Consider the following 25,752-nt stretch of genomic DNA (forward strand, 5'->3'; position numbering starts at 1 on the left):
GTTAGGAGTTGGGATTCAATCAACTCTCAGCAAAACTTTTCATTATATCATAAAATTATTTTGCAAGAGGTCTAATACATCCCACTTGATGGGATTTGAACTTTGATAGGCGATCGTCTTTAAGTTTTCCAGACGTTGGGGCGATCGCTTTTTACATTACAAGTTTATGACTTATATTAGTCAAAAGTCAAGAGGTTATGGGATTAATTAAGTTGCGGGTTCGAGAATTTGCTGCCGAGAAAGGCTGGACTCTAAAAGAAGTTTCAGAGCGATCGGGCGTAGTCTACAGCACGCTCAGAACCTATGCCCGATCGCCCGGATTAGCAACAGTTGACGTGACAGCCTTGCACAAGTTGGCGAGGACTTTTGATTTGCCGATCGAAGATTTGTATGAGATTGTGCAGGAATAGTCGATCGCTTTTAGGAACTAATTATCCACTCAATATTGCTCGACAGTTGCTAGCATCTGATTGACAGACTCGCTTTGTTGTAGCGCTTCCCAATCAGATGTAACAGGTTGGTAAGAACAGTAACACACCACAATTCGCTCCTCAGTATCGGAAGCAAAAAACTGCTGAACGCGAGTAACTACCCAATCTCCATCTTTTCCGTGGGTAACTCCATTACCGGGGTCAGATAGATTTTCATAATCGCGGGTTTTGTCCCCTACTTGAGGAATTTCTGGGTTTTCTTCCCAAGTCCAATTTTCCCAAAGTATATTAGTGAGACCGCCCCTCGGCATAAGCTGACGTTTTTCCCAGCCGGGAGCACTCATGCTTTCGGTTTTGTAGACAATCCAGATTTTTTTTGCCATTTTTCCTCCCTTTCCTTTAATCTTGGTAATCTTGCCACATATCCTGAAATAATAACTTTTTTAATGGTTGAGTTGCTAGAAATCCCCCAAGCACAAAAAGTAGTTGTTACAGACGACACGCTAACAGTCGATCTATCCGATGGTCGTAGTATTTCTGTTCCTTTAGTTTGCTATCCTCGGCTATTGCACAGCACACCAATAAATCGCCAATTATTGGCGATTTATTGGTGGAAATGAAGGAATCCACTGGCCGGATATTGACGAAGACATTAGCATCAAAAATATCATTCTCGGTAAACCATCTGGAGAAAATCAGAAGTCATTTCAGCGGTGGTTAGAGGAACGCGGGAAGATAGATAGTCTAATCCAAAATTCTGTGGCTTCGGAATTGATATTACCCACAGTCAGGACACGGCAGTGCCGTTTCCCTACAATTAAATCGGTGATGGTTACATCCGAGCGAGGAAGATTGATTATTTTGGGTAGGGAAACGGCATTGCCGTATCCTCAGTTGCTTCAAAAAAAAGCGCCTGAGTTCCCTCAGACGCCTAGCATAAAATCAACAAATTGTCAACCCTAACCTAACCGTTCAAAGCCTCTGCACCGCCGCAAACTTCCAGGATTTCCTGAGTAATTGCTGCTTGCCGCGCCTTGTTATAAGTCAGCGTCAAACTACCGATCAAATCGCTAGCATTCTCACTAGCATTGTTCATCGCCGTCATCCGCGCCGCCAACTCGCTAGCAGCAGACTCTTGCAAAGCCCGCAGCAATTGGTTGTTCAAATACAATGGCAAAAGAGCATCCAGAATTTGCGCCGGATCTTGCTCAAAAATCATGTCGCGGGGCAAACTCTTCTTAGTAGGTGCAGAAACCTTTTCGCGCGATACTTGAAACTCTCCGCCTTTGCTAGTCAAGCGGAAGATTTCATCGTCTTGCACTTCAAAACCTTGGGGGTCGAGGGGCAGCAAAGTTTGAATTACCGGACGCGAACTAATTAGCGACACAAACTTGGTGTAAATTAGCTCAACTCTGTCCACAGTTCCCGACAGGAACAAGGAAAGCAATTCGTCAGCAATTTGCGCGGCTTCCGGTGCTGTGGGAATTTGTTCTAAGTTAGCGTAAGTAGCATCAATCGGCTGTTCGCGGCGTTGGAAATACTGAGTAGCTTTGCGTCCTACCAACACGTATTTGTAGTCTAAGCCTTCAGCTTTGATTTCCTTAGCGCGATTTTCGGCGTATCTGATGATGTTGCTGTTGTAGCCGCCGCACAAACCCCGATCGCCCGAAACTACCAACAGTCCCACCGATCGCACTTCGCGTTTTTTCAGCAGCGGCGAATCCAGGTTTTCAAACTGCAAGCGTTCCGCCAAACCGTACAATACCTCTGCCAGCCGATCGGCAAAAGGCCGAGTTGCAGTCACCTGTTCTTGAGCGCGGCGCACCTTAGCAGCGGCCACCAAGCGCATTGCTTCTGTAATCTTTTTAGTGTTCTTGACCGACTTAATGCGATCGCGAATAGTTTTCAGATTTGCCATAACTTTCTCCTTACATCCTTGCCCGCATCTTCTTAATTAAAACCGCAGATTAACGCAGAGTAACGCAGATCAACTTCAGATTATCTGCGTTAATCCGCGTTCATCTGCGGTTCAAAATTTCTACTTTTCTACGCAGAAACTAGAAAACTTTGCTTGTATTCAGTGATGGCTTCTTTCAGCAGCTTCTCAGCTTCATCAGTCAAGGCCTTTCCGCCTTGAACAATTTCGCCGTACTTCGGCTTGCTAGTCCGCAAATAGTCGCGCAAACCAACTGTAAACTTGCTGACTTTTTCCACAGGAATGTCATCCATATAGCCGTTAATACCGGCATAGATTACAGCCACTTGTTCGTTCATCGGCAGAGGCGAACTTTGGGGCTGTTTCAACAGTTCCCGCAAGCGCTGACCCCGCGACAATTGATTCTGAGTAGCTTTATCCAAGTCAGAAGCAAACTGAGAAAATGCTGCCAGTTCTTCAAACTGCGCCAATTCCAGTTTCACCTTACCGGCTACTTTTTTCATCGCCTTAGTTTGAGCCGCCGAACCTACCCGCGATACCGAAATACCGGGGTTTACTGCGGGACGCAAACCAGCGTTAAACAAGTCAGAAGAAAGGAAGATTTGACCGTCGGTAATCGAAATTACGTTCGTCGGAATGTAAGCAGAAACGTCACCAGCTTGGGTTTCGATAATTGGCAAAGCAGTCATGCTGCCTTCGCCCAAATCGTCGCTCAATTTAGCAGCGCGTTCTAGCAAGCGAGAGTGCAGGTAAAACACGTCTCCGGGATAAGCTTCGCGACCGGGAGGACGGCGCAGCAACAAGGACATTTGGCGGTAAGCTTGTGCTTGTTTGGAAAGGTCATCGTAAATGACCAAAGTGTGCTTGCCTTTGTACATGAAATACTCGGCTAAGCTAGCACCTGTGTAGGGAGCCAAGTATTGCAGGGTTGCGGGGTCGCTAGCGTTGGCTGCTACTACGATCGTGTAGTCCATTGCGCCCTTTTCTTGCAGGACGTTGACGATGTTAGCTACTGTAGAAGCTTTTTGACCGATCGCTACGTAAACGCAGATCACGTTTTCCGATTTTTGGTTAATAATCGTGTCGATCGCGATCGCAGTTTTACCGGTTTGTCTGTCACCGATAATCAGTTCCCGCTGTCCTCTTCCCACCGGAATCATCGCATCAATAGCGGTAATTCCTGTTTGCATCGGTTCGTAAACAGAACGGCGAGAAACAATCCCCGGTGCCGGAGATTCAATCAAGCGAGATTCAGTAGTTTTAATGTCCCCTTTGCCGTCAATCGGACGGGCCAAAGCATCAACTACCCGTCCCAACATTGCTTCACCCACGGGGACTTCAGCAATTCTGCCAGTAGCTGTTACCACCGAACCTTCTTCGATGCCGAGTCCTTGTCCCATCAGCACAGCGCCGACGTTATCTTCTTCCAAGTTCAGTGCAATACCAACAGTGCCGTCGGCAAATTCTAGCAATTCCCCGGACATTGCTTTATCTAAGCCATAAATCCGGGCAATACCGTCGCCTACTTGCAGAACCGTACCGACGTTAGAAACTTTAACATCTTGGTCGTACTGCTCAATTTGCTGGCGAATAATGCTGCTAATTTCGTCTGGTCTGATTGCTGCCATGTCAGTTGTCAGTTATTATTTGTCAGTTGTCCGTTGTCAGTTGTCAATTGTCAGTTGTTCAAAACTACTAACAGTTAACCGCTAACTAAATTAGCTAATAGTTATCAGCTATTAACTATTAAGAATTCAAGCGAAATCCCAAGCGGCGCAATTGTCCTCGCAGGCTGGCATCAATCACTTGAGAGCCTACTTTAATCACGACTCCGCCGATTAAATCTGCGTCTATTTTGGTTTCAATTTCTACTTGCCTTGCGCTTGTCATCGCCTGCACTTTCTCGCGAACAGTTTGCTGCTGAGCGTCTGAAAGCGGGACAGCCGAGGTAACTTCCGCCAAAACAGTTTGGTTGAGTTCTCGGAGCTCGGTCAAGTATTTTTTGCCAATTCCTTCTAAAAAAAGAATCCGTCCTTTGTCTACTAACAGCCGCAAAAAGTTCCGCATCAACGGGTTCATTTCCGATCCCGCTATTCGATCGATTACGGCTTTTTTATCCTGCGGTTTCACCAGAGGACTGCCTAGAAATAGGCGGAGTTCCTCCGAATTTTCTAGCAGGTTCAGCAAGGAGCGGATATCTTCGCCGAACTGCTCTGAGAGGTTGTTAGACTTAGCCAGTGACATCAAAGCGGATGCGTAAGGCTGTAAGACTTCGGTGCTGACTTTACTCACTTTCTAGCCTCCCAGTAACGCAATGCTGCGATCGATTAATTGGTGTTGAGCGTTTTCGTTCAAGCTAGTTTTTAGCTGGCCTTCCACCCTTTCTAATGCCATAGATACAACCGCAGATCTGAGTTGGGCGATCGCTCTTTCTCGATCTGCTTCCAACTCTTGACCCGCTGTTGCTTTCATGCGTTCAACTTCCTGCGCTGCCTGAGCTAGAATTGCTTCTTTGGCTTTCTTCGCATTTTCTTCAGCAGCGGATCGAATCCGTTCCGCTTCTGCTTGCGCTTGAGTCAATTTTTGCTGTTGCTCTGCTAGAGCTGCTGCTGCATCTTTTTGGCGAGTTTCTGCTTCTTTAATTGCCTCTTCGATGCCGGAGCGTCTTTCGCTGAGGATGTTCCCTAAAAAGCCGCGCCCGAAGTAAAACAGCAATCCAATAACAATGATCAGGTTAATCAGGTTGGTTTCTAAAATATCGAAATTTAAACCGAAACCACCTTCCCCGCTAGCTTCTGTGGCTAGCAATAAAACAGTCCCCATGATACTCTTCCATAATTGCGCGTGCAGGTTTGGTGAACCGATTTTAGATTTGAGGATTTACCCAAAATCTCAAACTGTTCGATCGAGCTATTTGACCAGTGCAGTGCCTAATAGCTTTTCAAGAATTTGTCGGCTCAGGACATCTACTTCTTGCTCCAGCGAGCGCATTGCCTCTTGTTTTTGTTGCTCAATCTCTTGTCCTGCCTTTTCTCGCGCCACTTGAGCTTCTTTTTGAGCCTCAGCTACTTTTGCCGACGCGGTTTTTTGGGCATCTGCTTGAGCCGCAGCAATTACTGCTTGAGACTGTTTGCGAGTTTCTCCCAGTTTTTGTTCGTATTCCTGCGCTAATTTCTGAGCTTTCGCCAAGCGTTCCCCAGCAGACACTTGAGTGGTGCGGATGTATTCATCCCGCTCGTCGAGCATCTTTGTCAGGGGCTTATAGAAAACAGCGTTCAGGACTACCATCAAAACTAGGAACTGCAACGCCATAAAAGGCAAAGTTGCATCAAAATCAAACACTTTTAGTTCCTCCTTTGTTTTGGGGCGGAAAGACATCCGCCCCTTTTTGCAGTCCTTCAGTATTAAGCGAAGGGATTAGCAAACAGCAGCACCAATGCAATAACCAGACCGTAGATGGTCAGGGATTCCATGAATGCTAAGCTCAGCAGGAGTGTCCCGCGAATTTTGCCTTCTGCTTCCGGCTGGCGGGCAATACCTTCTACTGCTTGACCCGAGGCATTACCTTGACCGATGCCAGGTCCGATCGCGCCCAAACCAATAGCTAAACCTGCGGCGATAACTGAAGCAGCAGCAACTGTCGGATTCATGATAAATTTCCTTAACTTTGTGTACAGATTGAAAAACAGATAGTGCGTAATTGGTAATTGGTAATTGGTAATTAGTCATCAGTCATTAGTCATTGGACTGCTGATTTCTGACATATCGCTATTAGCCATTAACCAATTCCAGAGTGTTAATCGTGGTGTTCGTCGCCGTGTCCTTCCAATGCTTCGTGAATGTAAGCTCCTGCCAAGGTGGCAAATACCAAAGCTTGAATCGCACTGGTAAACAGACCCAACATCATTACGGGCAGAGGTACAAACAGGGGAACTAACAGCACCAGCACCGCTACCACTAATTCATCCGCTAAAATGTTACCAAATAAACGGAAACTTAGGGAAAGAGGCTTGGTGAAATCTTCCAAGATGGCGATCGGCAACAAAATTGGGGTTGGTTCGATGTACTTACTAAAGTAACCCAAACCCCGCCTGCTGAAACCCGCATAAAAATATGCCAGAGAAGTCAGCAAAGCAAGTGCTACCGTCGTGTTGATGTCGTTGGTCGGAGCAGCTAGTTCGCCTTCTGGCAACCTAATTAGTTTCCAAGGAACTAAGGCCCCCGACCAATTCGATACAAAAATAAACAGGAACAAAGTGCCAATAAATGGCAGCCAGGGACGGTACTCTTTCTCGCCGAGTTGATTTCTAGCCAAGTCTCGAATGAATTCTAAGGCGTACTCCATGAAATTTTGCATTCCGCGCGGAATTCTCTGCATATTGCGAGTTGCCGCCAGGGAAGCTATCAGGAGGAGAGCAATCACAATCCAGGAGGTGATGAATACCTGCCCGTGAACTTTGAGATTGCCTATGTGCCAGTAGAAATGCTTGCCAACTTCCAACACAGCGAAGGGAAGAGCATTAAAGGCATTTAAGACATTTAGCATTTCCATTCACAAGAAGTTCACACAGTGGAGGGTTCACCGACTGCCTGACCCATTGACGGGATCGGGAATGAACAGGCTTTGCAGCATATAAAACACGAGCGCGCCCTTATATGTCAGAAATCCCAAAAATACGGGCAAAATGTGTAGCTGATTCCACTGAGTTGCTACTACAATCAACCCAATAAATACAGCCAACCGATTTTTACTCAGACTCCTCTTTTGCGGGCCGAGGCGCTCAACGTCTTTGGCCAACATTCTCAAGTAAACCACACCTACGATCGCCCCAATCAAGTAATTTAGGGCAATGTTGAGCGAATAAAAAATCCACACAGAGATAAAAATTATTCCCGTGAAAGCGAGTGTGACTACAAACAACTGTTGCTGAAGTTTGTAGAAATCTTGCATAGCATCAGTGGACTCCGGTTCGGACGAACCTGTCTGAGAGATGTCCTGCGTTTGGGCGGTGGATGCGCGAGATTGATCTGACAAGGTTACTTGACTTTCAAAGCAGTCGGTGTTAGTTGACTCCCACTACAATTAATTCGGTTGAAACCGTCTTGTAGCGACAAGTGTGACAAACGTTACAGATCGCACACTTCACATCGAATAATACCACGTGCAGGTAACATAACTTAAAAAAAATGAATTTTTTGATGGGTTTCTCAGAACGGTCTGCCTGAGCCACTTGACCTCGCTCGGCAAGCGTACCGAACCGTTCCCAAGTCTGAAGCTAGAAGGCTTTGATGCAGATAGCCGCAAATTTTATGAATATTTATAATGTTGTCGCGATCGCCCGTCCTCTGGACTAAACTTTAGCACTTTTGGGGCGACAGCGCTCAACGGTGAGGCTCTAACCAGCAACCAGCGTCAATCACGGCGGTCGAAATTACTCGCAGTTGGTGAGGGCAGCGGGGTACGGGCTCGTTCTCCAGCCATATGGCGGTACCATCATCGGTTCGTAGCAAGCAACAGTATCAAAGGTTCCAGGCTGTGCTTTGAACTCAAATTGTTGTCCGGGCCGGTACCCGAATGCTTCGTCCCAGTCTACACCTGCACATAAGTCCACGATCGGCTTCCTGTAATTAGTAGTCTTTGATACAGATTTTAGAGGCGAGATCTGAAAATAGCCAGCATTTCGTAGTTTTAGATACAAAAAATAACTTGACAGGAGTCTATGCACAGGCGGTTCGTGCAGTCTTGTGCGGGACTCTTAGCCAGAGTACGAACTACAGGCAGGGCAAGAGACCTATGATTCTACGAGGTGAAACTCTTTAACAGCCGGGAGAAAGTTTCTATTTTCGTGGCTCGATCGACTAAGCTTAATCAAAGCAAATCGCTGTAGAGGGTGCAAATTCGCCCACTGTGCCAAAGAAATTGTCACGCCGAGCTCTTGCGCTTTTGCAGAAACCGACTCCGGTACAGTTGCAGCATCCATCCACGGGGGATTTTCATCAACCGCCAAATCAGTTCCCGGTTTGCCTGTGTGTTGAATTAATATTTTATTTAGCTGTTCTCGGTAATCAATAATTTCTGCTGGTGTCAAGCAAGGTTTCTCTACAAGGATTTCACGTTCTGCTTGGTTAAAATGATTCCAATCCTGCAACTTTAATTTAATACCGCAAGTATCTAACTTGAGACGTACCTGCATCGGAATGCAGCGCAGAGCTTCCACAAAATCAGCTTCAAATTCAAAAAACATAAATCTACCAATTTTAGATTTTAGATTTTAGATTAGAGATTTACTCTACAGCCTGGAGCTGGGGGCTTGTATCCCTCAATTGTATTTTAGATTTTAGATTTTAGATTAGAGATTTAATCTACAGGCGGGAGCTGGGGGCTTGTATCCCTTTTTGGATGATATCAATTGTATTTTAGATTAGAGATTTTCGATTTTAGATTAGTCTACAGCCTATAATTGCAGAAAATCGAGTCTGCATTTATAATTAAATAATATTACAAACTATTGACATGGATACCGTAGACTACCTTCGGATTAGCTTGATAGACCGCTGCAATTTCCGCTGTCTCTACTGTATGCCGGAAGGTAGCGAGTTGGACTATGTATTGCAGCAGCAGTTGTTAACTCACTCGGAATTGCTAACTCTGCTGCGGGAAGTTTTTATACCCGTGGGATTTACAAAGTTTCGCTTGACTGGAGGGGAACCGCTGCTGCGGCCTGGGGTGGTGGAATTGGTGAGGTCGATCGCCTCAATGCCGGAAACGCGAGATTTATCCATGACAACCAACGGATTTTTGCTCGCCGGAATGGCCGAAAATCTCTACAATGCTGGTTTGCGCCGGATTAATATTAGTTTGGATTCCTTGGAACCGGAGACTTTCGATAAGATAATTGGTAGTCGGGGACGTTCTCGATGGACGCAGGTTTGGGAGGGAATTCAAGCGGCTTATCAAGCTGGATTCGACCCGCTGAAACTGAATGTTGTGGTAATTCCCGGTGTGAATGACGGCGAAATATTGGATTTAGCGGCGTTAACAATTAACCGGAATTGGCACGTTCGATTTATTGAGTTTATGCCGATCGGGAATGGGGATTTATTTGGCGATAAAGGTTGGGTAGCATCAGCCGAATTGCGGCAACAAATTAGCGAGAAATACGGGTTAGCAGACTCGGGAGTGCGCGGTAACGGGCCGGCGGATGTGTTTCAAATTCCGGGGGCGAAGGGTACTTTAGGATTTATCAGCCAAATGTCGGAGTGTTTTTGCGATCGCTGCAACCGGATGCGTTTGTCTGCAGACGGGTGGCTGCGGCCTTGTCTGCTGAACGAAACAGGTCAAATTGACTTAAAAACTGCTCTCCGCAGCGGGACTCCTACAAGCGAATTGCGCGATCGAGTGCAGCAGATATTAGAGATTAAACCGGAGATTAATTTCAAGCAGCGGGATTCGGGAACTACTCAAGGAAATTACAGCCGCACAATGTCTCAAATCGGTGGCTAAAGCTCCCCTTCCAGGACTTGTTGGGCCGTCAAGTTCAACTGCGGAAAAGTCGGCGATATCAGCGCTTGTTCCCCTTGAAAAACCCCAACTTCGACATACTCACCTGATTCTAGTCGTAGTACCGCTACTATCTCCTCTTGAGGGTCAACAATCCAATATTCAGGGATACCCCGCGCTGCATATTGAGCTCGTTTACTAATGTAATCGCGATCGCGCCCAACTCTACCTGGACTAACAACCTCGACAACCAACTGAGGAGGTGGCATAGTTTGGGTGATGGTTAGCCTGGTTGCTGTCAGCAAGATGTGTTCGGGGCGCAAAACCACCAAATCTGGGTAGCGGTTAGCTGCGTCGCCCTCCCGCAGGATCGGAACTTGGATTTCGCACATATGTGTTCTGATCAGCCTCAGTGGGATGAACCCGCTACTAGCCAGAGTGAATAGTAGATAGTTAGCAATGAAATTGTTGGGCCCGATTCTGGTGGCAATGTTACTAACTTTCCATCAATTAATTCGTAGCGGTTGTCGGTGTCGTCCTCATAGGTGAGGTACTCTTCAAAGGTAAGTTTCTGTTTGTGGGCTTGTGTCATCTTTTACCTTCCATGATTGCTATTGTTATTAAAATATTTACACATCCGAGGGAAGCGGCGGTCGCAGTGATTTTCATTGAATTAACAAGCTGGGTAGCACTGTTTCAATTATATTATAAGGCTGCATCTGAGAGGTTTTCTTCAAATAGAAGTTTCACAGGGATGCCACAAATAACTTTTTTTCACGATCGGCTGCAAAAGCAAGGCAGGCTTTGATGTCTGCTGAAGTTAATTCTGAAAAATCTTCCAGAATTTCTGCTTCCGTCATGCCACCGACGAGATATTCTAAGATGTATGTAGTAGAAGGTTTTAACCTCGATTTTATTTAATTAGATAGGCGTAATTATCCTTAATTGTTAATCCCAATAATTCTGCAAATTTACCAGATTCATAGTGCATTAATTCGCCTTTTAAAGAATCGGAAAATTGTTCTAATGCTAACTTCGCCTTTTTATAATCGGATAAAGGAATGGTTAGATTGTCACGAGATGGGTAATAATTCCAACACCCACTTGAATGCTTTACTGCTATCATTAATTCTCCTCTGTCGTTGGTATTATCCTTGCCCTTATGAATTATTAAGCTTTCTCCCCAGTAAATGATATTGTTTTCGTGAAAAGCTAATCCTATTTCTATTGTTGTCTCTCCAATCGAAACAAATTGTGTCTGAGCTTCTTCCAAAAAATCTTGTTCATAACGCTTGCCTAAAGAATTACGCAATTCCTTTACGGCAAATAGAGTTGCGCCTTTTATACGAGTCAGCCAATACCAATGCTTGGGAAGCCTAATGTCTATTCGCCCCAATATATTAACAATATCGTCTTCCCAATAAGTTCTCCAAAAATTTACGGCTTCCGTTTTTGTAATACTGCCTGCTTCTGCGAGTTGAGCAAAAGCAACCATACGAAGCCAAATTTCAGCCAGTAAGGGAGATTGTTCGCGAGCTTGTTGCAATTCAAAATCTCCATCGCAAGCAAATTCTTCACAAAGCTTTGCAAAAGTTTTTTCAAATTTGGTAAAAATTTTGCGCCTAGGTACTGTTGGAACACCACGAGCTTGCGCTTCTTTTCTGCGTTTTGCTTCTCCCATAATGCCTCTTAACTATTCAAAATTTCCATATCTAAAATCTTAACTGGTTCCCAGGCTAAGGCCGGGGAACCGAGATCCAGAGGCTCTGCCTCGCTAACGGATAAAAATAAAAACAGGAGGCAGAGCCTCATGGAATGTGTTCCCAGGCTAAGGCCTGGGAACGAGCAAACACCTACGCTTTGCGCTTCCGACGGCGAATCAGCACACTCATCACTTGGTTCGGATTAGCTGCACGTTGTAGGGGACTCCAATCGCCAACTTGGGCAAATCCCAGGCGGTACAAAGTGAGTATGGTTTCCCTGACACCCGATTGCGAACCTGTCACCGTTACACACACCACATCCTGTTCCGATTCTGCTGCTGAGTCGTCATTTGGGCGATCCTCTTCGAGGGCTTCGCTAACGAATTTGTTGTCGTCAGGCAAGAATTCCTGTGACATAATTATGTTCTCCTGGTTTTGGGTTTTCTAGAAAAACCCCAAAAACCCAGCCGCCCCGCTTTTCAACACATAGCAGGGCGGCTACAGAGAGTGTTATCATACTCCGTTAGCCTCCAGACTGCTTGTCCCAGTTTGGCGGTTAGCTGTCCATTGCTGTTGGTAGCAGCTTTGGGCAGTGCAACTAGATTTTTGGGCGACGCCGGCTACTTCCTCTACAAGCAAAGCAACCTCTAACTTCAAAGCGTAGCCGCAGACGGGGGCCTGTGTCAATCCATGTTGGATTTTGGATTTTACGGGAAGTTACCCACAATCAGGAGACGGCAGTGCCGTTTCCCTACAGTTAATCTGGCGATGGTTACATCTGTTGCGAGGGGGATCGATCGATTATTTTGGGGTAGGGAAACGGCATGGCCGTGTCCTCAATTCCCCTGTTGTCGATTGTTATATCCGATCGGACGGTGTTAGCAAAATTAGCTGTTTTGATAAGATCGATCGCACTTCATCCAATCCCATCTCCACATCCGCCAAAATCTCTCCCACAGTTTTGGTATTGCAAGCTTGCAAAAACTCAAATTCCGCACTTGACAAATTGAGCAATTGGTAGTTGCAATCAAACACTTGTTGACTAGGCCAACCGTGCATACAACTACTCAACTCGGGAATTGCCGCCAAAAGTGCCTTATCGTCCGACCAATCAATTTTATTAACAGGCTTTTTGCCCAAGAAAAACTCGTAATGAGTGATTTCCGTATCCAACAATTCAATTAATCGATAAAGCTCCCGTTCCGTCAAACCCTGAGCTCTTTCTATCAATTCCGGCGCTTTCCCCAAAAGTCTTTCTAACTGCCAATATCCCGGATTTGAAAAACCGATAAATTCCAATCCCGAAGCATCGATTAACTCGAACAAAGTCTCGATATTGTAGTCAATTTCCTGCGGGTGAACGTACATATCAGCAAAACATTCGTCCCGCTGATTTTCTCCTGCCCAACGCTGTTTTTCGTACTTGACAAGACGGTTGTTTTCTGGTAAAGAAGCAAAGAGTTGACGACCGACTTTCACACCATCGGGATAGTCACCTTTTTGGCGGCCTTGAAGAAGTCCGATCGCCTTTTGCATGAGTTGAATTTCCCAGCGTCCGAGCTCAGCATACACAAAAATGTGCATCAAACCGCCCTCCGCCAACTTCGCCGCCAGCGCTTGAATGCCCCGGATCGGATCTGGTAAGTGGTGCAGCACGCCGACGCAGTTGATCAAATCAAACTCGCCATCTAACTCGGCGGCATCGTACAGGCTGAGGTGGCGAAAATCCGCTTCGCGCGCTCCCGATCGCCGACAGCGTTCTTGTGCTACCTTCAAAGCACCTTCACTCAGGTCGATCGCCGTCACCGAAGCTTCGGGATTGAGGTGAATCAGATAATCGGTGCTCGAACCAGTGCCGCAGCCAGCATCTAAAATCCGAACATCTAGTTTTGGCGGCTTTTGGCCGGTGCAAAAATTGTAAGCATCAGGCCAACTCCAGCGCCAGTTGTACCCTGGGGGCGGTTCATCTGACAAAGGATCGGGCGGGAAAGGGAAAGTATCGTACAGCCGCCGCACGGCAGCACTGATATCAGGCGTAGTATCCATAGGTGAGGTAATAGTGCGTGAGTTTTGAGATTGGTTGTCAGTAGCTACGGACGAACAGCGCTACGCGATGCACTTCTATTGCTTCGTTACTCGCAACCAAAGTGTCGCTCCGTCAAGTTGGGCAAGCCTGAAAGAAAGGGATCGGGCGATCGACTAACCCCTGATAGCCAAGCCCTGACAGCTTCTGCGTAATAAAACTTATCATTTTTTCTCATATACGCTCTCTTAAATCTATACAATAAATCTCGGCAGGCTTTTTAACAAACAAGGACTGTCAATAACCCACCGCTGAGCTTTCGGGTAAAGCGGAGGCGTCTTTCAAGAGAGCAAGAGGCCCAGAAAAAGGCAGAAGAAAATTTTAGATTTTCTTTTCCCTTAATTGACGGCACTTCCTGCAATCGCCCAAAGGCAACTCTCCTGCCAAGTCTTTGTTTCCACGGGTTTACGGGCGGAGCTCCGCGGAGGGAGTGCCCCCTGCCTGCCTTCGGGTCGGACATTTGCCGGCAGGAAGAAAGATGAAACCAAAACATTTTAATCTAAGAAAGTAAGCGCGCCCGAACCTCGTGATAGGTAAAGGCAAAAAGTAAACAAAGCAAAAATACCTAATTTTACCTGCATGAGAAGGCAAGGTTAGTCTGGGTAAATGCTTCAACGATTTAGATAGGGAGCTAAGGAGTCTAATGACTGTAAAGGCAAGTGGTGGAAGCTCAGTTGCACGTCCGCAACTATATCAAACTGTACCAGTCGCAACAATTTCGCAAGCAGAACAGCAAGACCGCTTTCTACAGCGGGGCGAACTCAGCGAACTGGCAAGTTATTTCAGTTCAGGGGCTCTTCGGATCGCGATTTCTGAGACGCTGACCCAAAACTCGGAACTGATTGTATCTCGCGCAGCCAACCGGATTTTTACCGGCGGTTCTCCGCTGGCATTTTTGGAAAGACCACAAGAACCTGCGATGGCTGTAGCAGGCGCGGCTCGCGGCGGCTCGGGGAATGTCTCTGAAGGCATGAAACTGGGAACTGTTACCTACGTTGAAGGTCGCGCAGGCGGCGGTGGCAACGGCTCAGGCGGCGGCGGCGGATTCTTGGGGCTGGGAAATCTGTTTTCTGGCAACGGTGGCGGCTACAACGGCCCAATCCCAGCAGGATTTCAGCCGATCAATGTCTCGCGCTACGGCCCGGGCAACATGACCAAATCTCTGCGGGATTTGAGCTGGTTTTTGCGCTACATCACCTACGCGATCGTAGCTGGCGACCCGAATATTATTTCGGTGAACGTGCGCGGATTGCGGGAAATCATCGAAAATGCTTGCTCTTCGGCGGCCACAATTGTGGCAATGCAGGAAATGAAGGCAGCATCTTTGGGCTATTTCCGAAACAATGCAGAGGCCGCGGCGATCGTCGGACAATATTTCGAGGTAGCGATTACCGAATTCAAAGCTCCCACACCTTCAGACAAGGTGCGGCAGCGCGAAAGCAACGATCAGCAAGGGCTGCAACTGCCTCAAATCTACTTCAACGCAGCCGAGCGACGGTCGAAATTCGTCATGAAAACCGGCCTGTCATCGGCAGAAAAGCTAGAAGTAATCAAAGCAGCTTACCGCCAAGTATTCGAGCGCGACATTAGCCGCGCATACAGCCAAAGCATTTCTGACCTGGAATCCAAGGTCAAAAACGGCGAAATCTCGATGAAAGAGTTTATCCGCCGGTTGGGTAAATCTCCTCTGTACCGCCAGCAATTCTACGAGCCGTTTGTCAACAGCCGCGCTGTAGAATTGGCCGCCCGTCACTTTCTAGGCCGCGGTTTGAGCTCGCGGGAGGAGTTCAGCAAGTATTTTGCGATCGTCACTAAAGGCGGTCTGGCAGCCCTCGTAGACGCGATGGTTTATTCCCAGGAATATTCCGACTACTTCGGCGAAGAAACCGTGCCTTACCTGCGCGGTTTGGGTCAAGAAGCTCAGGAATGTCGCAACTGGGGCCCGCAAATTGATTTGTTCAATTTCAGCGCTCCGTTCCGCAAGGTTCCTCAGTTCATCACCTTGTTTGCGGGCTACACTCAGCCGCTACCAGACCAGCACGTTTACGGTGTTGGCAATGACCCCTTAGAAATTCAGTTCGGCGCGATTTTCCCGCAAGAAACTCGCAACCCCAAAAACCGTCCAGCTCCCTTCGGCAAAGACACTCGCCGTATCCTGATCCGTCAAGGTGCGGGGATTGACAATCAGTTGAGCAATCCGGCGGCTCGCGGTGCTGCTCCTGGTTCTCTGGGCCCCAAGGTCTTTAAATTAGACCAGTTACCGAGCAACTATGTTGCTTCCAAGAAAACTGCCCGCGGTGCCTCCAGCAGCTACAGCAATGCTTCCAGTGTCAAATATACCGAAAGTTCCACCCAAGCGGTGATTCGGGCAGCTTACCTGCAAGTGTTCGGTCGCGACGTGTTCGACGGCCAGCGCCAAAAGGTGGCGGAAATTAAGCTGGAAAACGGCGACATTCCGATGCGCGAGTTTATTCGGATGTTGGCGAAGTCAGACGTGTTCCGCAATATGTACTGGAGCAAGCTTTACGTTTGTAAGGCGATCGAGTACATTCACCGCCGACTCCTGGGACGCCCTACCTACGGCCGCCAGGAAATGAACGCTTACTTTGACATTTGCGCCAAGAAGGGTTTCTACGCGCTGGTCGATGGCATCATCGACAGTCTGGAGTACAACGAAGCTTTCGGGGAAGATACAGTGCCCTACGAGCGCTACGTAACTCCCGCAGGTTTGTCGATGCGGACGATGCGATCGAGTTCCGTCGCTGACCAAAATCTCCAAGCTCAGATTGCGGACACGCCTCGGTTTATCGAACTCGGTGTAGCAGGCGATCGGGGCGATTTGGATCTGCAAAATCGGATTGCTCAAGGTGTCAGCAAGCGACGCGAACAAACTAAGGTTTTCAAGCTGACGACTACTTCGGACAAGGTAGCTTTGAAAACTTTAATTCAAGCTGCTTACCGTCAAGTTTTTGAACGCGACTTGAATCCCTACGTTGTGAAGAATGAATTCACGGCGCTCGAAAGCAAACTTGGCAACAATGAAATCAATCTCAAGGAGTTCATTGAAGCTTTAGGTTGTTCGTCGCTGTACGTCAAACAGTTCTATGCACCTTATCCAAATACTAAGGTGATTGAGTTGGGCACAAAGCACTTCTTGGGCCGCGCTCCTCGCAATCAAGCGGAGATTCGGACTTACAACCAAATCTTGGCAAGTAAAGGGATTAAGGGCTTTATCAACGCGATGTTGAACAGCGTTGAATATGCGGATGCTTTTGGTGAGGATACTGTTCCTTACCGCCGCTTTCCGACTCTACCGGCTGCTAATTTCCCGAATACTGAAAGACTGTACAACCAGTTGACTAAGCAGAATGGTGAAATTGTGGTTCCGAGTTTTGAGCCTGCGGCTGCGATCGACAGAAGCTAGATTGATTTGAGGTTTGAGATGTTAAATTGCTGTTAATTTAACGTCTCAAATTAGTTGAAGGGCTGGTGTGGTTACCAGCCCTTTTTTTGGTATAAATTGGGGATTTTTAACCGCAGATACACGCACATGAAGAGAATATAAAAGTTTTATTTGATTGAGATAAAGAGTTTTTTAAATAAGCGCAGAGACCGCAGATTTAGGGAAGAGAGAGTGTGCTAAGAAACCCGGTTTTTACCAAAATAAGAGATTTAGCAACGATAAATATAGGAAGAAACCGAGTTGTTGAAGAAAGCGTGGGTAAGACCTAATTTAATCAAACAGCTACGATTCTAGCATCCGTTTTATTTTTGGCTGTTGTTTTTTCTAACTTTCAAGTTTACGTTATTGCGATCGAGAGGCTGGTCACAGGTCAAAACCAGGCTTCAGCAGGTGTACGCGAACGAATGGTAAGATTTATGGAAAATAGCACTGTCAGTCGATTTTAGATTTTAGATTTTAGATTTTAGATTTACTACACACATGAATCTGGGAGATTGAATAAGAGTCTAAAACTTTGATCTCTCTACGACTGTTGTCCTTCGCAAGTATCCGTTTTTGCTCGGGTCAAATCTGCTGAATCGGTGCAGCAAACAGTTTTAAATTTGCCACTGGATTTGCTGCTGCAATTAGATTTGAGGTTTGAGATTTGAGCCAATCTGGACTTGATAATCGCATCGGGGCGGGTGCAAGTACCCGCCCTTTCTACATTCGGTTAACCGTACTAAAATAGCCACTTTGACGCGAGAACATTACCGCGAACTTTTCGTCTTTGATTTCAATATACAAAATCGCGATCGCCACAGACAGAGCGATTGCCTAGTTATCTATCGGGTATTAGTGACTTCCCTTAATGCCCAGCCTGCAAAAATTAGGTATAATTGGTGAGTCCGTATTTTGATAGAAGTAAAAAAAAAATACCAATGCAGGCAAGCTTCAAACCCCGATAGTGATGAGTCATTCCCAATCTCAAATCTCAAATTTTATGAGCTAGCTCGATATCTTGGCGACCAAATAAAATATTAGAATAAACTGGCCACTTGTTCTGATTAGTAAAATAGCTAAATGAATAAGGTATTAGGGCATAATGTTGTGAAAGATGGAACAGGGTATGGAACTAAATTTACAGAAATTTTATAGGGCCTGCAATCCCAGCTACACCCTGGCAGTAGCAAATCAAAAAGACCGACAATACTATATCGATTTCTCATCAGTGCGGGGCGGCACAATCGTAGAACAATTGGAGCGCACCATCAGCCGTCTGTCCCCCGATGCACCTACCTGTCAATTATTCACCGGTCACATCGGCTCTGGTAAATCAACAGAATTGCTGCGGCTGCAAGCTCAATTGCAGCAACAAGGATTTCATGTTGTTTACTTTGAGTCGAGTAAAGACTTAGACATGGCAGATGTAGATATCACTGACATTTTGTTGAGCGTTGCTCGTCAGGTGAGCGAAAGCATCGAGAAAATGAAAATCAAGCTGCAACCGACGGGTTTTAAAGCTTTGCTCAAAGGGGTTGCTGAGGTTTTTCAAACTCAAATAGATTTGAGGGCTGAAGCTAATGTCCCTGGTTTTGGGGAAATAAATGCCAGCACGGAGGGAGAATTTTCTCTGGCGTTGGGAATTGGCAAAATTACTGCTAAAGCGAAAGATGCTCCGAATCTGCGATCGGAGTTGAGGCAATATTTGGAGCCGCGAACTAACGTAATTTTAGATGCGCTTAATAAGGAGTTGCTAGAACCGGCTAACCAAGAACTGAAACGCCAGGGAAAACAGGGACTTGTAGTAATTATCGACAATCTCGATCGCATACACCTGTGCGCGAAACCGACGGGGCGGCTTCAGCCGGAATACCTGTTTGTCGATCGCGGCGAGCAGTTGGCAAGACTAAATTGCCACGTCGTGTATACAATTCCTTTGGTGCTGATTTTTTCTAACGATTTGGGCCAGTTGACCAATCGGTTTGGGGTCGATCCGAAGGTTTTGCCGATGGTGCCGGTGCAGTTAAGCGACGGTTCAGAGTGTTCTGAGGGTGTGGAATTGCTGCGGCAGATGGTTCTGGCGCGGGCTTTTCCGACGGTGCAGCCTTCGCAGCGCTATGCTTTGGTTGGCAAAGTTTTCGATTCTGCGGAAACTCTCGATCGCCTGTGTCGAGTCAGCGGCGGTCATGTCCGCAATTTGCTGCAACTGCTGTATAGCTGTCTGCAGAAACAAGACCCTCCTCTGTCGCGGGAAACTTTGGAAAATGTGATCGTCCAGCGCCGCCACCAGCTTACTTTGGCGATCGAACCGGATGAGTGGCAATTGCTGCGCCAAGTATCCGCTACCAAAACTGTGAGTGGGGAAACTAAATATCAAATCTTGCTGCGCAGTCTCTGGGTGTTTGAATACCGTTACGGCGAGGATTACTGGTTTGATGTCAATCCGATTTTGGCTGACGCCAAAGAGTTTCGGCACACAGTTGATAGTGGAGAGTTGAGTGTTAACAGTTGACGGTTTACAGTCACTCGGCGAGGCAAATCGCTTCTGAACCAACGAAGTTCACTCCTAGCCGACTAAAGAATAAGGGCGCAACTGTAGCAGGCTCTGGTATGAAAACTAACAAAACTCAACAGTCAACAGTCAACCGTTAACAGTCAACACTCAACTAACAAAAATGATTAAAGGCACTACTAAACTGTTGGGAGTAATTGGTCATCCCGTCGAACATTCTCTGTCGCCGGCGATGCACAATGCTGCTATTTCCCACTTGGGAGTCGATTTTGTTTACCTGCCATTTCCGGTAAAACCAGGGGATTTAAAAGCTGCTCTTGCAGGATTTGCGGCGATCGGCGTTCGGGGATTTAGCATCACGATTCCGCACAAACAAGCAATCTTACCGCTGCTGTCGGAAGTTTCCCCGATCGCCCGAGCGATCGGCGCCGTCAATACCGTATACCTGACTAACAAAGGTTGGTGTGGCACAAATACTGACGTTGAAGGCTTTCTCGCACCGCTGCAAACCCCCCCAACCCCCCCTTACCAAGGGGGGGCTAAAGACGCGACCTCTGGCTTAGAAAGGGGCAATACGGCTGTTGAATCCTGTCCCCCCCCTTACCAAGGGGGGGCTAGGGGGGGTTCCGATTGGAGTCAGAAAGTAGCGGTAATTTTGGGGAATGGCGGGGCGGCGAGGGCTGTTGTGGCTGGATGCGCTCAATTAGGATGTGCAGAGATTCACGTTGTCGGCCGCAGCGAACAAAATTTAGCGGAATTTCAGCAGAGTTGGGTCAATTGTCCGATGCCCGTGCAGAATTTGCAGGTGCATACTTGGGATAATTTGTCAATGTTAATCTCGCAGGCAGATTTGCTGGTGAACACGACGCCTGTGGGTATGTATCCGCAGGGGGAAAAGTCGCCGGTTGCGGATGCTGCGATCGATCGAATTTCAGCAGGTGCGATCGTCTACGATTTAATTTACACCCCTAATCCTACCCAGTTTCTCAAAGATGCGCAGCTTCGCGGAGCGCAAGCTATTGACGGAATCGAAATGCTCGTTCAACAAGGAGCAGCCGCCTTAAAAATTTGGCTGGATAGAGAATCCGTCCCAGTCGATGTGATGCGCCTCGCCTTGCAGAAGCATTTAGGCTTAAGCTAAGTAGCAATTTACAACTGAATTCGCGCTAAGCTGAGAATTAAAATATACTTGCGCTGCCATTTATGAAATTTCGAGCTATCAGCCTTTTTTTTGCTACTTGCCTGATCGGAATTTTTAGTTTGGTATTCACTCCACCTGCTTGGGCTCTGACGCCGATTAAACTTTCCGACCTTTCTTATCGCGAATGTCCGGCAGAAATGGCAGAAGGAACAGTCACCAGCGGCAGTTCTATGGAAGCTAACTGCTTTTTGATTACTGGGAAAGCTGAAAATAGCTCCGGCAAACCAGTTGTCAATGCCGATATTTTCGGCCGCATTTATGATGCCGACGACAATCCGGTGATGCAAAACCGGACTCGCTTGGGGTCTATAGAAGAAGTTCCTCCCGGAGTTAGCGATTTTCAGCTCAGAATTTCGGTTGCCACCAATCAACGAACACCTTTGAAGCTCAAGCAATTTAAAGCTACAGGTTTTACTGGCGTGGTTCGCCGCTAAGGAAACTCTTTGAGATTTTAGATTGCTAATTTGAGATTTTGGGTTGGCTGTTGACAAACCGCGATGCAGTTTTAGATTTGAAATTGGAGATTTTAGATTGTTGAGTGGCTGGCAATTTCTCATTTCTAATGTATGAGTAACTCCCCAGCTTTTCAACCGGGGAGTTCATGTCACAATCTCAAATCTAAAATTTAGTTGTCAGCAGATATAGCTGCCAAACAATTTAGGCTAGATGCTTAAAAGCTTAAGCTTTTCCCACTACAATGATGTTTGCAAGCTGGTCAAAAGACCGATCAAAAATTCCGAGCCGAACTGAAGTACAAAAAACGCAATCAGCGGCGAAAAGTCAATCCCTCCTAAGGGGGGGATAATCGATCGGAATAGATTGAGGTAAGGGTCTGTTAACTGACTCAAAATTGAAAACGGGGGGTCGTACCAATTGATATTGGGGAACCAGCTTAACAGCACCCGAAAAATCATCAGGACTAGATAGATTTGCAGAAATGTCGCTAGCGTGGTTGCCAAAAGGCCTATTGAAGAACTCATAAATTTTGCTTGTAGTTTTGAGTAAAGTTTACAGACACTTTAACTGTGAGTTTAGCATAGCTGGGGGAGTGGGGGGGAGTGGGAGTGGGGGGATAGGGGGAGAGGGGGAGCGTTTTTGTTGTTCCTTGTTCCTTCTGTCTCCCGCTTTTAGCTGGAAAGATTGAAGAGAGAAATGTGCGACAGTTTGCCGATCGCCCGCATCGATCTGCCAGACTAATCTAAAATTTTAAATGGATTCAGGAGTCTTGGGCGATCGAACCCTCGCTGTTGTGGGTCTGCGAGTTCCCGTTTACGTCGCCGAGTTGCAGCCGCACGTCATCTATTGCCTGATTTAGCTGAGCAATTTTATCTTCTAAACTAAGCCTTGCTACTTCCATGCTGTCGGCTTCGAGTTGACTGGCTTTCCTCTGGCGGATCTTTCTTGTCTTTGCTTCTGAAGGTTCACTAAGCAAAGTTTCCGCAGCGCGCCGCGACAGCACCGTGCCCAAAACTGCACCCACCAAGCCGCCAACGGCAGCTCCGGCAATAAATCCCCCTGTAAAACCCTCTCGATTGCTCATGGCTCAACTCAACTGCGCGATATTTCTTTGATTTGTTTATTTTGACACTCTCCCGGTGAGAAACCGGCAGACGATCGTTCGATTTTAGATTTTATACTGTTGATTAAAAAATTGAGATGCCGATCGGGAAAATGCTCGGGAGCGACAAAAGCCCAAAGGCGCATCAAGTCGGTTAGTTGTCAGGTAAGGCGAGGATTCCAACTTCAGAGTTAAAGCGGATCATTTCCAAAGATCGATCGCCATAAAGATCTTCAATGTGTTCCAAGCAGCAGTCGATCGCGAAATCGTTCAATTCAGCCGGCTCAACGCCGTACATTTCCTCAAACACCTCTGAGTCTACCCGACAAAAGCGCGGTCGATCGGCATAAATTCCGCATTCTCGGGTTGCTTTGTCAAAATTGATACACCAACCGTCGTCTCCAACTAAGCTCAAATAGAGCGCTAATTCGTCTTCAGATAAATACTCGTCTAAGTCAGGGCGCTCTGTTGGGTCGAGGTAACAACAAGCACCGCACTGCTTTACGCAACGCCAAGTAGCCATAGTTCTATTTTAGATTTTAGATTTTAGATTTTAGATTTTAGATTCGGAGGATTATGTGGAAAATGCCAAACTTTAGGAGATTGGGGCTCTTCAAGTATATCAATTGCCAGCGCCGGAGGCGGCTATCCCGAAGGGGCGGTGCGATTTGATGAGATTTTAGATTCAGATCGCTTTCCGGGAAGGGGCATCAAGTCCCCGGTTCCCTGTGACTGGGAGGTCGACCGTAGTTTACATTTTGTTGAATTTTGTGAAGTTCCTTAAAAAATAGGGACGATAGCCCGGTAAAATCAGAAGCGGATTTTCTAATTCAACAATCTAGACTTAATCACTACAGTCAGGAGGACACATGGACTTTATAACGGATCTTTTCAGCGGCCTGGCTGGTGTAGACTACCAACTCATTGTTCAGGTAGCTTTACTCGCAGCCGTCGTGCTTTCGGGCCCGATCGTGATTTTTCTGCTGGCAGCTAGAGGCGGCGACCTGTAATTATAGCACGCTCCGGGGCGATCGAGAGTTGGGAGTTTGGAGTTTTAAATTATTCAAAATTCACAACGCTCGATCGCCAGTTTTCCCAGCAGCACGAGCTTAATTATCAAATACCGAGTTATCAAATACCGAGGGCGTGTTTAGCAGTTTGAATCAAATTCTCAAAAAAAGGTAGAGATACATCGACTTCTCTAGCATCTTTGCGGGAGTTGCCTAACAAACCAATGTTTTGTCCGGGTGCAACAGCCAAAACTTGCCCTTGAGAGTTGCGAATTCTCAATTCCTCGATCGATCCGGCGGGAGAAAGACTGCAAGAATAAGTGCGATCGCAATAATCAAACTCAACTTTTCCAAAAATCGGCGGCCTCGAACTAGCAGCATTTGCGGGCAGCCGGACACCCAACAATTCTAACTCCACTGACGTCTTGCCATTAAAACTATTTTCCCGCAATCGGTAAGCAAGATCGACCCGCCGAGGCAAAGGAAAATATTCGCCCCAACGCCAAGCAATCGCCTTCACACTAGCCGATACTTTTCCATCTTGAGTTGCAGTTAGTTTAACGTGACCTCCTTTACCAACAATTTTCTGTTCAGTTATGCAAACATTAGGCGTCCAAAATACAGGAGCCTTATTTTCAATCCCGCAAGGTTCCAGAGCATCAATTTGTCGGTAAAGGTCGAGATTAATCTCAGCCAAATCGGCTCGCACATCTACTGAAACCAGCGGTTTTAGATGTTCTGGCTGCAAACATTGATTGGCAAAAATTGAGAGTTGATTGCGGAATTGTTCGAGATTATCAGCCGGCATCGAAAAACCGCCAGCCGCTTTGTGTCCGCCAAATTTAGTTAATAAATCCGCGCAAAAATTCAGCCCGTCAAATACATTAAACTCAGGAATTCCCCTCGCCGAACCCCGGACAATTTTATGGGCAACCGCCCCTACAGCCTCATCCTCAAAAGTACCGATAAACACAGGTACGCCGTAGCGTTCGACCAACCGAGAAGCTACAATCCCGATCACCCCGTGGTGCCAACCGGGCTGCACGACAACTAAAACCCGTTCTTGCTGCAAGTCTATCGCACTATTCTCGCACCAAGCGATGGCTTCCTGCTCAATTTCCTGGCACAACTCCTGCCTGCGCTGATTGATTTGTTCGCACTGCATCGCGTTTTTAAGAGCCAATTCGCGATCGTCCGTAGTCAGCAACTCTATCACAATTTGAGGGTCAGCCAGCCGCCCCACAGCATTAATCCTGGGCCCGAGCCGAAAACCAATATCTTCAGGCTTTAACGAATTTTGAGTTTGAGTTTTTGAGTTAAGAATTGAGGGACTTTCCCCACTTCCCGGCTGCACTCCCGCCACGTGAATCAAAGCCTGAATACCCGCCAATTGCGAGTGAGGCAACAGTCGCAAACCACGCTTTACCCAGCGCCGATTTACTCCTGTCAAAGGCGCTAAATCCGCAATAGTTCCCAACGTAAATAACTCCAGCAGCGGATTCACCAACCCGCCCACTTTTTTCATGTCCTGAGCCAAGGTAATAGCTAAAACATAAGCAACGCCAACGCCAGCCAAACCGCGATAAGGTGAAGATTCCGCAATTAATTTCGGGTTGAGAATAGCATCTGCCGGGGGCAGTTTTGGCGGCAAATCGTGGTGGTCTGTAATAATAACTTTGACACCGAGTTCTCGCGCTCTGGCAACCGGGCCGTAGGCTGCAATTCCGTTGTCAACCGTGAGAATGAGAGCGACACCTTCCGAGTGAAATTCTTCTACAATGCGATCGTTAATCCCGTAACCTTCTCGCATCCGGCTGGGAATAGCATAATCCACATTCGCCCCCAGAAGCCTCAGTGCTCGCAGCAACAAAGCCGTGCTCGTCATCCCGTCAGCATCGTAATCGCCGCAAATCGCAATTTTTTGCCCTCCCGAAATTGCCTCCCGCAACAATTTGACACTCGCAGCCAAATCTGGAAACTCATCCGTTGGCGCCGGCAAAACCAAAGATTCCGGTTCTATAAACCCGTGTACTTCTTTGACAGAATCGATGCCGCGGTTAATCAGCACCTGCGCTAGCAAAGGCGACAAACCGATTTCGGCGGCAAACTGTTCGGCTTGCTGTGTTTGAGGCGAATAAATTTGCCACCGTTGGTTCGGCAATCGGTGAAAATGCGGAGGCACAGATGTCGGTAGCTCTTGCACGGAAGCTGAGGTTTAAAGATACATAGTTAATCTTACCGAATTAAGTGCCTCAGTCCATCAATTTTAGATTTTAGATTTTAGATTTTAGATTGAGGCTAAATATGAGTTTTTTGGGTAAAATCCAAAGGTTGTTTCTAGGAAAGCTTTTTTCGGAATACCTCACCCCACC

31 protein-coding genes are annotated in these 25,752 nt (G+C 46.9%); 9 read left to right on the top strand and 22 right to left on the bottom strand.

Features of this window, described 5'->3' with window-relative positions:
- Positions 1 to 197: 197 nt before the first annotated feature.
- Positions 198 to 410: a helix-turn-helix transcriptional regulator gene (locus QUA54_RS11880; RefSeq protein WP_333198146.1), complete on the top strand. Its 213-nt coding sequence runs from the start codon at positions 198 to 200 to the stop codon at positions 408 to 410.
- A gap of 29 nt (positions 411 to 439) precedes the next feature.
- Here QUA54_RS11880 and QUA54_RS11885 read toward each other — a convergent pair whose 3' ends face one another.
- Positions 440 to 814: a hypothetical protein gene (locus QUA54_RS11885; protein WP_172184513.1), complete on the bottom strand. Its 375-nt coding sequence runs from the start codon at positions 812 to 814 to the stop codon at positions 440 to 442.
- Between the two features lie 63 nt (positions 815 to 877).
- Between QUA54_RS11885 and QUA54_RS11890 the strand changes: the two genes are divergently transcribed.
- The gene (locus QUA54_RS11890; RefSeq protein WP_333414797.1) at positions 878 to 1,051 is read left to right on the top strand and encodes a DUF2442 domain-containing protein; all 174 of its coding nucleotides are present in this window, start codon (positions 878 to 880) and stop codon (positions 1,049 to 1,051) included.
- 344 nt (positions 1,052 to 1,395) lie between these two features.
- On the opposite strand, the gene QUA54_RS11900 is transcribed toward QUA54_RS11890, so the two are convergent.
- From QUA54_RS11900 to QUA54_RS11940, 9 genes are all read right to left on the bottom strand, one after another.
- Positions 1,396 to 2,349 (bottom strand): F0F1 ATP synthase subunit gamma, encoded by a 954-nt coding sequence (locus QUA54_RS11900; RefSeq protein ID WP_172184545.1) that lies wholly within the window; start codon positions 2,347 to 2,349, stop codon positions 1,396 to 1,398.
- Positions 2,350 to 2,477: 128 nt separating this feature from the next.
- Positions 2,478 to 3,995, bottom strand: coding sequence for a F0F1 ATP synthase subunit alpha (gene atpA, locus QUA54_RS11905; RefSeq protein WP_333198149.1), 1,518 nt, complete (start codon positions 3,993 to 3,995; stop codon positions 2,478 to 2,480).
- A gap of 118 nt (positions 3,996 to 4,113) precedes the next feature.
- A complete protein-coding gene (gene atpH / locus QUA54_RS11910; RefSeq protein ID WP_172184541.1) occupies positions 4,114 to 4,659 on the bottom strand; it encodes an ATP synthase F1 subunit delta in 546 nt (181 codons plus the stop codon).
- Positions 4,660 to 4,662: 3 nt separating this feature from the next.
- On the bottom strand, positions 4,663 to 5,190 hold the full coding sequence (locus QUA54_RS11915; RefSeq protein ID WP_172184539.1) for a F0F1 ATP synthase subunit B: 528 nt from the start codon (positions 5,188 to 5,190) through the stop codon (positions 4,663 to 4,665).
- Positions 5,191 to 5,277: 87 nt separating this feature from the next.
- The gene (locus QUA54_RS11920; RefSeq protein WP_333198150.1) at positions 5,278 to 5,745 is read right to left on the bottom strand and encodes a F0F1 ATP synthase subunit B'; all 468 of its coding nucleotides are present in this window, start codon (positions 5,743 to 5,745) and stop codon (positions 5,278 to 5,280) included.
- A gap of 26 nt (positions 5,746 to 5,771) precedes the next feature.
- Entirely contained in the window at positions 5,772 to 6,017 is a 246-nt protein-coding gene (gene atpE, locus QUA54_RS11925) for an ATP synthase F0 subunit C (RefSeq protein ID WP_172184535.1), read from the bottom strand.
- Positions 6,018 to 6,163: 146 nt separating this feature from the next.
- A complete protein-coding gene (atpB, locus tag QUA54_RS11930) occupies positions 6,164 to 6,919 on the bottom strand; it encodes a F0F1 ATP synthase subunit A (protein ID WP_172184533.1) in 756 nt (251 codons plus the stop codon).
- 27 nt (positions 6,920 to 6,946) lie between these two features.
- Positions 6,947 to 7,402 (bottom strand): ATP synthase subunit I, encoded by a 456-nt coding sequence (locus QUA54_RS11935; protein WP_172184531.1) that lies wholly within the window; start codon positions 7,400 to 7,402, stop codon positions 6,947 to 6,949.
- A 757-nt stretch (positions 7,403 to 8,159) separates the two neighbouring features.
- On the bottom strand, positions 8,160 to 8,612 hold the full coding sequence (locus QUA54_RS11940; protein WP_333414798.1) for a nitrate reductase associated protein: 453 nt from the start codon (positions 8,610 to 8,612) through the stop codon (positions 8,160 to 8,162).
- 269 nt (positions 8,613 to 8,881) lie between these two features.
- On the opposite strand from QUA54_RS11940, the gene moaA reads away from it, so the two are divergent.
- The gene (gene moaA / locus QUA54_RS11945) at positions 8,882 to 9,871 is read left to right on the top strand and encodes a GTP 3',8-cyclase MoaA (RefSeq protein WP_333414799.1); all 990 of its coding nucleotides are present in this window, start codon (positions 8,882 to 8,884) and stop codon (positions 9,869 to 9,871) included.
- Here the strand turns inward: moaA and QUA54_RS11950 are convergent.
- The 8 genes from QUA54_RS11950 to QUA54_RS11985 all read right to left on the bottom strand — a co-directional run bounded on the left by QUA54_RS11950 (position 9,868) and on the right by QUA54_RS11985 (position 13,617).
- Positions 9,868 to 10,260, bottom strand: coding sequence for a Uma2 family endonuclease (locus QUA54_RS11950; RefSeq protein WP_333414800.1), 393 nt, complete (start codon positions 10,258 to 10,260; stop codon positions 9,868 to 9,870). The genes moaA and QUA54_RS11950 overlap by 4 nt on opposite strands.
- A gap of 17 nt (positions 10,261 to 10,277) precedes the next feature.
- On the bottom strand, positions 10,278 to 10,460 hold the full coding sequence (locus tag QUA54_RS11955) for a hypothetical protein (RefSeq protein WP_333414801.1): 183 nt from the start codon (positions 10,458 to 10,460) through the stop codon (positions 10,278 to 10,280).
- Between the two features lie 154 nt (positions 10,461 to 10,614).
- On the bottom strand, positions 10,615 to 10,785 hold the full coding sequence (locus QUA54_RS11960; RefSeq protein WP_445301550.1) for a DUF433 domain-containing protein: 171 nt from the start codon (positions 10,783 to 10,785) through the stop codon (positions 10,615 to 10,617).
- Positions 10,782 to 11,549 carry a hypothetical protein gene (locus QUA54_RS11965; protein ID WP_333414802.1) on the bottom strand — a complete coding sequence of 256 codons (768 nt, stop codon included), beginning with the start codon at positions 11,547 to 11,549 and terminating at the stop codon, positions 10,782 to 10,784. The genes QUA54_RS11960 and QUA54_RS11965 overlap by 4 nt, the downstream gene beginning before the upstream one ends.
- A 172-nt stretch (positions 11,550 to 11,721) precedes the next feature.
- Complete coding sequence (locus QUA54_RS11970; RefSeq protein WP_333414803.1) at positions 11,722 to 11,988, bottom strand: hypothetical protein; 267 nt, start codon at positions 11,986 to 11,988, stop codon at positions 11,722 to 11,724.
- Positions 11,966 to 12,088 (bottom strand): hypothetical protein, encoded by a 123-nt coding sequence (locus tag QUA54_RS11975; RefSeq protein ID WP_333414804.1) that lies wholly within the window; start codon positions 12,086 to 12,088, stop codon positions 11,966 to 11,968. Before QUA54_RS11975 ends, QUA54_RS11970 begins: the two co-directional genes overlap by 23 nt.
- Entirely contained in the window at positions 12,085 to 12,258 is a 174-nt protein-coding gene (locus QUA54_RS11980) for a hypothetical protein (RefSeq protein WP_333191884.1), read from the bottom strand. The genes QUA54_RS11975 and QUA54_RS11980 overlap by 4 nt, the downstream gene beginning before the upstream one ends.
- 171 nt (positions 12,259 to 12,429) lie before the next feature.
- Positions 12,430 to 13,617, bottom strand: coding sequence for a class I SAM-dependent methyltransferase (locus tag QUA54_RS11985; protein ID WP_333414805.1), 1,188 nt, complete (start codon positions 13,615 to 13,617; stop codon positions 12,430 to 12,432).
- A 34-nt stretch (positions 13,618 to 13,651) separates the two neighbouring features.
- Here QUA54_RS11985 and QUA54_RS11990 point away from each other — a divergent pair, with 34 nt between their 5' ends.
- The 5 genes from QUA54_RS11990 (at position 13,652) to QUA54_RS12010 (ending at position 21,246) form a co-directional block, all read left to right on the top strand.
- Complete coding sequence (locus QUA54_RS11990; protein WP_333414806.1) at positions 13,652 to 13,774, top strand: hypothetical protein; 123 nt, start codon at positions 13,652 to 13,654, stop codon at positions 13,772 to 13,774.
- A gap of 523 nt (positions 13,775 to 14,297) precedes the next feature.
- The gene (locus tag QUA54_RS11995) at positions 14,298 to 17,078 is read left to right on the top strand and encodes a phycobilisome rod-core linker polypeptide (RefSeq protein ID WP_333414807.1); all 2,781 of its coding nucleotides are present in this window, start codon (positions 14,298 to 14,300) and stop codon (positions 17,076 to 17,078) included.
- A 1,147-nt stretch (positions 17,079 to 18,225) separates the two neighbouring features.
- Positions 18,226 to 19,611, top strand: a complete 1,386-nt coding sequence (locus tag QUA54_RS12000; RefSeq protein WP_333414808.1) for a P-loop NTPase fold protein — start codon at positions 18,226 to 18,228, stop codon at positions 19,609 to 19,611.
- A 163-nt stretch (positions 19,612 to 19,774) separates the two neighbouring features.
- Positions 19,775 to 20,752, top strand: coding sequence for a shikimate dehydrogenase (locus QUA54_RS12005; RefSeq protein ID WP_333414809.1), 978 nt, complete (start codon positions 19,775 to 19,777; stop codon positions 20,750 to 20,752).
- Positions 20,753 to 20,814: 62 nt separating this feature from the next.
- On the top strand, positions 20,815 to 21,246 hold the full coding sequence (locus QUA54_RS12010; protein WP_333414810.1) for a hypothetical protein: 432 nt from the start codon (positions 20,815 to 20,817) through the stop codon (positions 21,244 to 21,246).
- Between the two features lie 258 nt (positions 21,247 to 21,504).
- Here the strand turns inward: QUA54_RS12010 and QUA54_RS12015 are convergent, their stop codons facing one another.
- From QUA54_RS12015 to QUA54_RS12025, 3 genes are all read right to left on the bottom strand, one after another.
- Complete coding sequence (locus QUA54_RS12015) at positions 21,505 to 21,792, bottom strand: YggT family protein (RefSeq protein ID WP_006631083.1); 288 nt, start codon at positions 21,790 to 21,792, stop codon at positions 21,505 to 21,507.
- Between the two features lie 236 nt (positions 21,793 to 22,028).
- Entirely contained in the window at positions 22,029 to 22,352 is a 324-nt protein-coding gene (locus QUA54_RS12020; protein ID WP_333414811.1) for a hypothetical protein, read from the bottom strand.
- 172 nt (positions 22,353 to 22,524) lie between these two features.
- Positions 22,525 to 22,893, bottom strand: coding sequence for a YkgJ family cysteine cluster protein (locus QUA54_RS12025; protein WP_172188354.1), 369 nt, complete (start codon positions 22,891 to 22,893; stop codon positions 22,525 to 22,527).
- Between the two features lie 346 nt (positions 22,894 to 23,239).
- On the opposite strand from QUA54_RS12025, the gene psb30 reads away from it, so the two are divergent.
- The gene (psb30, locus tag QUA54_RS12030) at positions 23,240 to 23,380 is read left to right on the top strand and encodes a photosystem II reaction center protein Ycf12/Psb30 (RefSeq protein WP_333188310.1); all 141 of its coding nucleotides are present in this window, start codon (positions 23,240 to 23,242) and stop codon (positions 23,378 to 23,380) included.
- 121 nt (positions 23,381 to 23,501) lie between these two features.
- Here psb30 and recJ read toward each other — a convergent pair whose 3' ends face one another.
- Positions 23,502 to 25,583, bottom strand: coding sequence for a single-stranded-DNA-specific exonuclease RecJ (recJ, locus tag QUA54_RS12035; protein WP_333414812.1), 2,082 nt, complete (start codon positions 25,581 to 25,583; stop codon positions 23,502 to 23,504).
- Positions 25,584 to 25,752 lie beyond the last annotated feature (169 nt).

Source organism: Microcoleus sp. MOSTC5, from assembly GCF_036701825.1.
In the GTDB taxonomy this organism is placed as follows: domain Bacteria; phylum Cyanobacteriota; class Cyanobacteriia; order Cyanobacteriales; family Microcoleaceae; genus Microcoleus; species Microcoleus asticus.